The organism is Streptomyces sp. NPDC044921 (assembly GCF_056432865.1).
Window position 1 is genome coordinate 1 of the sequence record NZ_JBWKIF010000029.1, and the last position, 8087, is coordinate 8087.

An 8087-nucleotide genomic window follows, 5' to 3' on the forward strand; every position below is an offset into this window, starting at 1 on the left:
GACGACAGCACCAGGCCCGCACCAGCCACTACAAACGACGCGGACACAGCCCCTGACCTGGCCATCAGTCACGGCAAGCACCGTTGCAGTACTAGAGCGTGTCTCTTTGATGGGTTGGTCAGTTGATCGCATGTGTCTGTCCGGTTAGTGATCACCGATGCGATGCGGGAGCGGATCGATCCGCTGATGTCGGCCGATCCGGTCCGCGAACGGCGGTGGGCCGACCACCGGCGCACCCTTGAGGCCATCGCTTGAAAGGACCGCACGCGCTCGCCCTGGCGGGACCTGCCCCACGAGTTCGGGTCGTTGCAGACCGCTCACAAACGGCTGACAGACGGGCCGTCGACGGCACTTGGGAGAGGATCCTCGCGTCCGTCCTGGCGGTGGCGGACGCCGACGACGGCATTGACTGGACCGTGTCAGTGGACTCCACGGTCGTGCGGGCCCACCAGCATGCCGCCGGCGCTCGCAAAAAGGGGCGGCACGCTCCGGTGAGCCCTCCGATCACGCGCTCGGACGCTCACGCGGCGGACTGGGCCCCAAGGTGCACCCGGCTGCGGACGGCGGAGCACGGCTGCTGGCATTCACCGTCACCGCAGGCCAGGCGGGTGACGCACCCGCTTTTGAGACGGTGATGGCCCGTATCCGGGTGCCCCGCAGAGGCCGAGGCAGGCCGCGGACCCGCCCCTTCGCCGTTCCAGCCGATCAAGCCTACTCCTCCCGAGCCATCCGCAACCACCTGCGCCGCCGGGGCATCCGCGCGGTCATCCCACAGCCGTCCGACCAGCTCGGCCACCGCCTGCGGCGAGGCCACCGCCACGGCCGCCCGCCCGGCTTCGCCGAGGCCTACAAGCAGCGGAACACCGTCGAGCGCTGCATCGACCGCCGCAAGCAGTGGCGCGGCCTGGCCACACGAACCGACAGACCAGCCATCGCCCACCAGGCCGCACTCCACCTCGCCGGCATCCTCATCTGGACGCGCCACGCTGACCAGAGAGACAGAACCCAGTACTCCAGCCGTAGATCGTGATCTCGATGGTGAAGGGCGTCGAGGCGGCAGGTGTCCAGCGTGGATCATCCCGCCCGAGATCGCCCATGCCATCGCGGGCGTCGGCGCCTTCTCCGTCTACCCGAGCTCACCGCGACGGAGGGCGTCCCTTATCTCGCTGAGCTTCGCGGTCGTTGCCGGGGTCCGCTCCTGTGCTTGTTCAGCGAGTCGGAGGGCATCGTCGATCTCCCTGAGCTTCCTGGAGGACAGGACGGCCGCCCGCTCTATCAGGTCGTCCGGGGACACGGTGGTCAGCCACGTGCACGGGGTGAAGCCTGGACGCGGGAACGCGAGCCGCAGCACGCCTTCGAGCGGCAACCCTTCACCGGCGCCGACCGTCACTTCGATGCCCAGACCGCTGATGTCGAGGCCCGCCGGAGCGACGACCTGCATCACCTGGAACCCGGACGCGGCGTCTCCTGACAGCAGTACGACCAACCTCCGCTCGTCGAACCGGACCCACCAGACTTCGCCACGTTGCACAAGCCCTCCGATACCCAGGACGGCAGGCGAACGCGCTCGATTCCCCGGCCCGCACCCGGGTACGCAGATGAGTACTCACCTCAATGAGCTGTCCGGCACCCCGCACCGGCTTCCCGTGGCCTGCGTCACATCCGACTCCGGCGGGGCATCCCGATCGACGGGTTCTGTCCACGCTGCTTCGTCGGGGCCGGGCGCGCGGGACGAACGCCCCGGCACCCCCGAGGGTCCCCCGGCGCGAGAGGGGCGCGTCGATGCGCTCAGCCGGCCGGTGCGGCTGACCCCGGCCGATGTGGTCACGCTGGCCGTCACCGGCGTCCGTACCCGCAGGCTGCGGTCCGTGCTCTCCGCCCTGGGCATCTCCCTCGGCATCGCCACCATGATCGTGGTGACCGGCATCCCGGCGTCCGGGCACAACGTCGGTGACTGCGGTCTCAGCGGTGTTGCGTACCCTCCATCGCCAGGTGGTGCGGTCCTGTCCCTCCCGCACCGGCTCGGCATAGGTCGGATCGACCCCCTCCTGCATCGCCGCAGCAGAGGTCCGGGGCATCAGGGTGCTGGCCGGAGCCTGCGGCGGGAGGTCGCGGCGGAAACGGCCAGGACCGCCAGTGTGGCCACCATCGTTTTGCGCATGGGCATTCTCTTCCCTGTCAGGAATCGGGGCGTGTTCCCCGCCCCTGAGTGCCGATTTCCAGTCGCCACCGCTCTACCGCTGGCCTGCCACGGCAGAGCAGTCACGGAAGCGACCACGAGAACGTCGGGATCATCTCTAGGGGCGATGTCCGGCCGGGGCTGCTCGAGCCCCCCTGCGTTACCGTGGGCTGCTCGCGAGGCGGCAGCCCCGGATGGGCTATCGGGTTCTGAAACGGCGGTAGAGGTTGCGGGCGACGTACACGCCGCGGCCGCCGAAGCCGACGATGTCGACACGTCCGTCGCCGGTGATGTCGGCGAGGAAGCGCGGGTGGTGGCCGACCCGCCAGGCGCCGGCGTCGTCGTTGTACCCGAAGCCGCAGCACACCAGCTGGGCCTGCTCGAATCGGCCGTCGCCGCGGTTGTGGGATACCCAGACCCCCTCGTCACCGAAGCCGACGATGTCGGGGTTGCCGTCGCACGTGACGTCGGCGAGGAGGCGCAGGTGCCTCTTGCTCGTCCATCCCTGGGCATTGCCGAAGTCGTTCAGGACGAGCGTGGCGGGTTCGAACGTGCCGTCGCCGCGCCCGCGTGCGACGGTGACGCCCTGCGGGCCGAACCCGACGAGGTCCACTGCGCCACCACCGGTGGTGCTGACCAGGAACCGGGGGCACTCCTCAACTGAGCTCCACCCCTGGCCGGTCCCGAAGTCGTCGAGGACGTAGAGGGGTTCGGCGAATGTTCCGTCCTCCTCCTGGAGCGAGACCCACACGCCGTCGTCGTGGCAGCCGACGAGGTCGGCGCGACCGTCGCCGGTGGTGTCGACGAGGAAACGGGGGTGCTTGCCGACGCGCCAGCCACCGGCTTCCTCATTGTGTCCGAACGCCGCCAGGGCGGGCTCGGGGGCCAGTGGGGCGAACTGGCCGTCTGCGTCCTGACGTGAGATCCAGACGCCGTCGTCGTGGCAGCCGACGAGGTCGGCGCGACCGTCGCCGGTGGTGTCGACGAGGAAGCGGGGATGCTTGTCGGCCAGCCACCCGCCGGCCTGCTGGCCGTGTCCGAACGCCTTGAGGACCGGCTGGGCGCTGGCGGGCGTGAACGTCCCGTCCTCGTTCTGCACGAACATCCGGACGCCGTCGGCGGCGAGGACGACGACGTCGGGCCTGCCGCTGCCCGTCGTGTCCGTGAGGGCCCACAGGTCCTTGGGACTCGCGGTGGGCAGAGGCTGGTGCAGAACACGCTCGTCGTCGTCGAACGTGCCGTCGCCCTGACTCGAGGCCGTCACCGTCCCCTTCGCGGGCTTGAACCCCACGATGTCCCTACGTCCGGTGTCCGTGGTGTCGGCGAGGATCCGGTCACCGAGCCCGGCCCACCAGCCCGGCTGCCCACCGGGGACGCAGCCGGCCGTGATGCTCTGCCACGCGCCGGCCTCCTGGTTGCTGCCGAACCGCTTGAGGACGAGCAGCGTGTCGCTGAAGGAGGGCGTCGCCCCGGGTGCCGGGCGCAGCGCGGCTGAGCGGGACAGCCGCCAGGACTGACGGCTGTTCCAGTGGGACAGAGGTGTCCAGCGCAGCACGGGGTCGCTGATGCGCTCGGGCTCCATCGGTACGAGGCGCCAGCGCTGGCTCTCGGCGTTGTCGTCGTACGCGCGCAGGACGACCCGGGGTGCGTCCGCCGCGCTGTCGTCGAGATCGAGGACGGCGCCATCGGTCGCGCCCTCGATGAAGTAGAGGCCCGCTTGGCCCTCGGCGGGGACGACATGCCACTGCTGGCTCCTCTTGCCGGCGGCGGGGTCCCACTGGCGCACGCCGCGGTCCGCAGCAGCGGGGTTGTCGATCACCTTGCCGCTGACCGCATTGCGGATCACGTAGGCCGGCTGGTTCTGAGCCTGGCCGGCTTGCGTGGCCTGTACAGGGGTGAGCTGCCACCGATCCGGGCTCGGTCCGCCATCGGGGAAGTCGCGGACGACGAGCGTCCCGTCCGTGCCCGGCGCGGCCCTGGCGCCGAGGCTCCAGCCGGTGGCGGCGTTGACGATCTCCAGTTTCAGTTCTTGCGTGGGTACGGGCATCGTGGTGCCTCTTCCAGGCGGTGCGGGCAGGGGCTCGGGACCGATGCGGCGTGGCGTGGGCCGCGGATCACGTGAAGACGTGGTGGTAGGGGACGCTCCACTCGCTGGGCAGCCGCGGGTAGAAGGTGTTGATGACCGTGCCGGTGAAGTCACCGCCCCAGTTGTAGGTGAGACGCACCTCGCTGTCGGCGGCCACCGTGTGGTCCTTGAACCCGAGGATGGCGTCGGGGTGGGTGATCGGCACGAACGTGATCCCGCCCCACGGTGTCACCGTGACGACCCACAACTGGGTGTCCTCGGGCGCGCCGTTCTTCCCCCGCCACTTGTCACCGACCTTGTCCGGGAGGCCGACCTGGACGGTGTCGGCTGTGCTCTTGGGGGCGTCCTGATGGACGGTGATGCGCCGGCGCTGCGGCTTGGGCACGCCGTCGTCGCCGCGCCCGGTGTCCCCTGCACCCGCGGCGATGGGCGCGGTCGAGGACTTGGCCAGCACCTGGCCCGCGGCGCTCTCGATGAAGTACAGCGGCCGCTGCCCGAAGAAGCCGGCCGGGGTGATGTGCCAGAGGTGGCCCTGCACCTCCTTGGTGGCCGGATCGAGCGCGGTGGCCAGCTTGACCCCCTTGTCATGGCTCGACTCCCCCAGTTCGGCCGGCCGGAGGTAGCCGCCGTTGAAGGCGTGGACGAGCATGACCGGCCGGTTCTCCACCAGCGCGGCCACGATGGCGTTGTCGTAGCTGTTCACCGCCACCGGACCGCCGACCACCAGATTCGACATCGCCGTGCGTTCTTGGGTGTACATCGCGGAAACCTCACCTTTTTCGGATGTGGCAGGAAATGCGCCAGACACTCAGTGCGGTGATCCTGGGGAGGGATTAGGTCACATTTTGATCCTCCCGGAATCATGGGATCTCGAAGTGGATAGCAGCGCACGCCTCACAGGTCACTCGCGGCACATTCGCGTACACAGCATCTGCCCGAGCAGAAATCTACGAATCTCTTGTCCGCTCGGTCCGCAGCGCGCTTCAAGTTACCTCCCCGACAACGGAGTTGGGATCACATGGTGAAGTATTTTCACTCGTTCGGGCATGATGGCCGCAACACTCTTCCGCTGATTTACAAGCCCTGTTAGCTTCAGACTTCGGAAAATCCCCACAGATGCCTGTTGCCTTTTCGCCGAGCATTTTCGGCCAGATGAGTCGAGGACAGGGAATGCCTTCCAACGCATACAGCCTGGACAGGACCAAACGGCAGCCGCTGACGAAGAAGAACCTGCAAGAACTGAACATTCATCAGAACTGGCAGACCCTCCTGGACCACCCCAATCTGGTCTACGTCGACGACTACGGCGTGCGGCACAAGCCCGTCGGCTTCTCCGTGAACAAGTCGGCCTTCGGCGCCTTCCCCGCGTCCAAGTCGGCGTTCCAGCTGGGCTGGCTGGCGTACATGAACCTCGGGGAGCCGCTGATCGAAGAGCGGTGCAACGTGGACCAGCCCCCGCCCGACACCTTCTCCTGCCGCTCCTACGTGAACCGCAGCCAGACGGAACCGATGACCTTTACCGACTCGGTCGATTTCACCGTGTCGAACGGCATCACCTGGTCGCTGCACGGAGATGCCAAGCTCACCTTCGGCGGCAGCGTCAGCGCACAGTTGCAACTGCAGTTGCAGAACCAGCTCAAGATGGACCTGCAGTCGCAGCTTCAGACGCAATGCCAGAACGAAGTGTCGAACAAGAACGCAAACACCGTCACCAACAAGAACAGCAAGGACAGCGTCGGCGTGGACAACGCCAATGCCACCGAGGCGGCCACGCGGAACGCGGCGACGAACTCCGCGACGAACTCGGTGACGGACTCGGTGGCGTTCACCACTTCGGGCAGCGCCACCGGCACCGCATCGCTCAACGCCTCGTTGGCACTGGGTATCGCCGCCACCGTCGGCGGCTCGCTGACCACCAGCTGGGCCTCGAAATCGCAGATCTCCGGCAAGGTCGCTCCGAACTCCCGCGTGGAGACCATCGTGACGCAGCGGCGCTGCTGCAAGCAGTACCGGTACGAGATTCCGGTGACCTTCTCCGGGTTCATCGCGGTGAAATACGATGTGCCGGTCGCGGTCCTGTCTCCCCCGCAGTCGGGGAACTACCCCGGTCTCGACCAGTTGGTGGCCCGCCCCATCAGCGACCTCGATCTGGCCGGCGGCGGCTTCCTGATGCACGGATGGGCGGAGATCGTCTCCGCACTGGATGTCCATCACACGATGTTCGACGGCGAGAGCCTGACCGACAGTGACCGGGCGCTGCACAAGCAGCCTTCCGATGGATGAGCAGGGGTGAGCACCGTGGTATTCGAAAACATCTTCACGTCAGCGATCAATGGTGCAGGGCTGTTCTCGGTGGGCACCGACCGCCCCGGACCGGAGCCGGGAGCGGACGTTGACTTCGAGGACGTCGACGCCGGTGCCTACGACGACACCAGGACGGCTCTGTTCAGCAACGCGATCCACGGAGCCTCTTCCCGCGCGAAGGTCGTGCGGGAGCAATCGCCTGAAGCGCGGGTCATCCTGGGCATGCTCGGCTCCTTCATCCAGACCACTCAGGCATCGGCCACCACGCAGGCGCGGTACGCCGACGAGGCCAGTTCAGTGTCCGCTGCGGCGTCCAGCGGCATGCAGGATGCCCGCTCGAAGATCCCGGAGAATGAAGGGCTGAAGAAGAACAAGGATTTGAAGGACGAGCCGGCGAGGAGCGAGTACGCCACGCCTCCCAAGGCCCCGGAGACCCCCAAGGCCCCACCGGCCCCCGCGGCAGCCAAGGCGGCCGCTGAGACCCCGCAGCCCCTGGGCGAGACCAGCAAGACCGAGACGACCGTCAAGAACTCCCCCGGTTCCCCGTAACACCCGGCGTGCAAAGGGGGGCGGGGGCGTGGCCGCCTCTGCCCCCCCTTGTGTGTCACGCAGGAAGCAGTTGCCACTGCCGGCTTCGGTGGTCGCCCTCCGACCCGTCCTGCTTGATCGCCGCACGCGCGTTGGTGTCCACCCGCAGCAGCAGACCGCTGTTGCGATTCGCGATCTCGTACACCCGAGGCGTGTCGGTCACAGAACCCACCGGGATGAGCCGCCACTGCTGGTGGTGCGCGTCAGGCCCCCCGTAGGCGCGCTGCGCGACCACCGTGCCGGCCGCCTCTTGTGCGCCCACGACCTCCAGGACCTTGCCGCTGCGCACGTTCTCGAGCCGGTACAGCACCTCGCCGTTGTCCTGGCCCGCGGCGACCAGCCGCCATCGCTGATGATCCCTGGCCACCGCCAGGCTCTGGTGGATCTCGGCCCCGTCCGCGGTCGACTCACGAGCGACCGCCATCCGCAGCCTGCTGCGGACGTTGGCCCAGCAGACCACTGTGCCCGACTCGGGCAGCCCGGCCATCCTCTGCGAGGGGACCTTCCGCACCCGGCTGTTGCCGTGGTCGACGATGAAGAGCGTGTCGACGCAGTCGACGGCCAGACCGCACGGATTTTTCAGCTGGGCCGAGGCGGCGGGGGCGCCGTCCCCGCCGAAGGAAGCGGCGCCCGTGCCCGCGACCGTGCTGATCCTGCCATCGGTAGTGATCTTGCGGACCCGGTGGTTGTGCCACTCCGAGACGTAGAGGTTGCCGGCACTGTCCACTACCAGGCCGATGGGCAGGTTCAGCTGGGCGGCTGTGGCCAGGCCACCGTCCCCGCCGAAGGACGCCGCCCCGGTGCCCGCGACCGTACTGATCTTCCCATCAGCCCTCGTCACCTTCCGGACCCGATGATTGCCGTGGTCAGCGATATAGAGGTCTCCCTCGCCGTCGACCGCCACGGAGAAGGGGGCGTTGAGCCGTGCGG

6 protein-coding genes and 1 pseudogene are annotated in these 8087 nt (G+C 68.1%); 3 read left to right on the forward strand and 4 right to left on the reverse strand.

What is annotated here, in order from left to right; translation table 11 throughout:
- The first annotated feature begins 132 nt into the window (after window positions 1–132).
- Window positions 133–1030: pseudogene (locus tag AC07DA_RS32675) on the forward strand (IS5 family transposase).
- A gap of 96 nt (window positions 1031–1126) precedes the next feature.
- On the opposite strand, the gene AC07DA_RS32680 reads toward AC07DA_RS32675, so the two are convergent.
- The 3 genes from AC07DA_RS32680 to AC07DA_RS32690 form a co-directional block, all read right to left on the reverse strand.
- Entirely contained in the window at window positions 1127–1531 is a 405-nt protein-coding gene (locus AC07DA_RS32680; RefSeq protein WP_479131858.1) for a type II toxin-antitoxin system PemK/MazF family toxin, read from the reverse strand.
- A gap of 847 nt (window positions 1532–2378) precedes the next feature.
- On the reverse strand, window positions 2379–4226 hold the full coding sequence (locus AC07DA_RS32685; RefSeq protein ID WP_479131859.1) for an FG-GAP-like repeat-containing protein: 1848 nt from the start codon (window positions 4224–4226) through the stop codon (window positions 2379–2381).
- A 67-nt stretch (window positions 4227–4293) separates the two neighbouring features.
- Window positions 4294–5025, reverse strand: coding sequence for a hypothetical protein (locus tag AC07DA_RS32690; protein WP_479131860.1), 732 nt, complete (start codon window positions 5023–5025; stop codon window positions 4294–4296).
- 410 nt (window positions 5026–5435) lie between these two features.
- On the opposite strand from AC07DA_RS32690, the gene AC07DA_RS32695 reads away from it, so the two are divergent.
- Complete coding sequence (locus AC07DA_RS32695) at window positions 5436–6548, forward strand: hypothetical protein (RefSeq protein ID WP_479131861.1); 1113 nt, start codon at window positions 5436–5438, stop codon at window positions 6546–6548.
- Window positions 6549–6563: 15 nt separating this feature from the next.
- On the forward strand, window positions 6564–7118 hold the full coding sequence (locus AC07DA_RS32700; RefSeq protein WP_479131937.1) for a hypothetical protein: 555 nt from the start codon (window positions 6564–6566) through the stop codon (window positions 7116–7118).
- Between the two features lie 55 nt (window positions 7119–7173).
- Here the strand turns inward: AC07DA_RS32700 and AC07DA_RS32705 are convergent.
- A partial coding sequence (locus tag AC07DA_RS32705) for an RICIN domain-containing protein (RefSeq protein ID WP_479131862.1) occupies window positions 7174–8087 on the reverse strand: 914 nt, incomplete at its 5' end.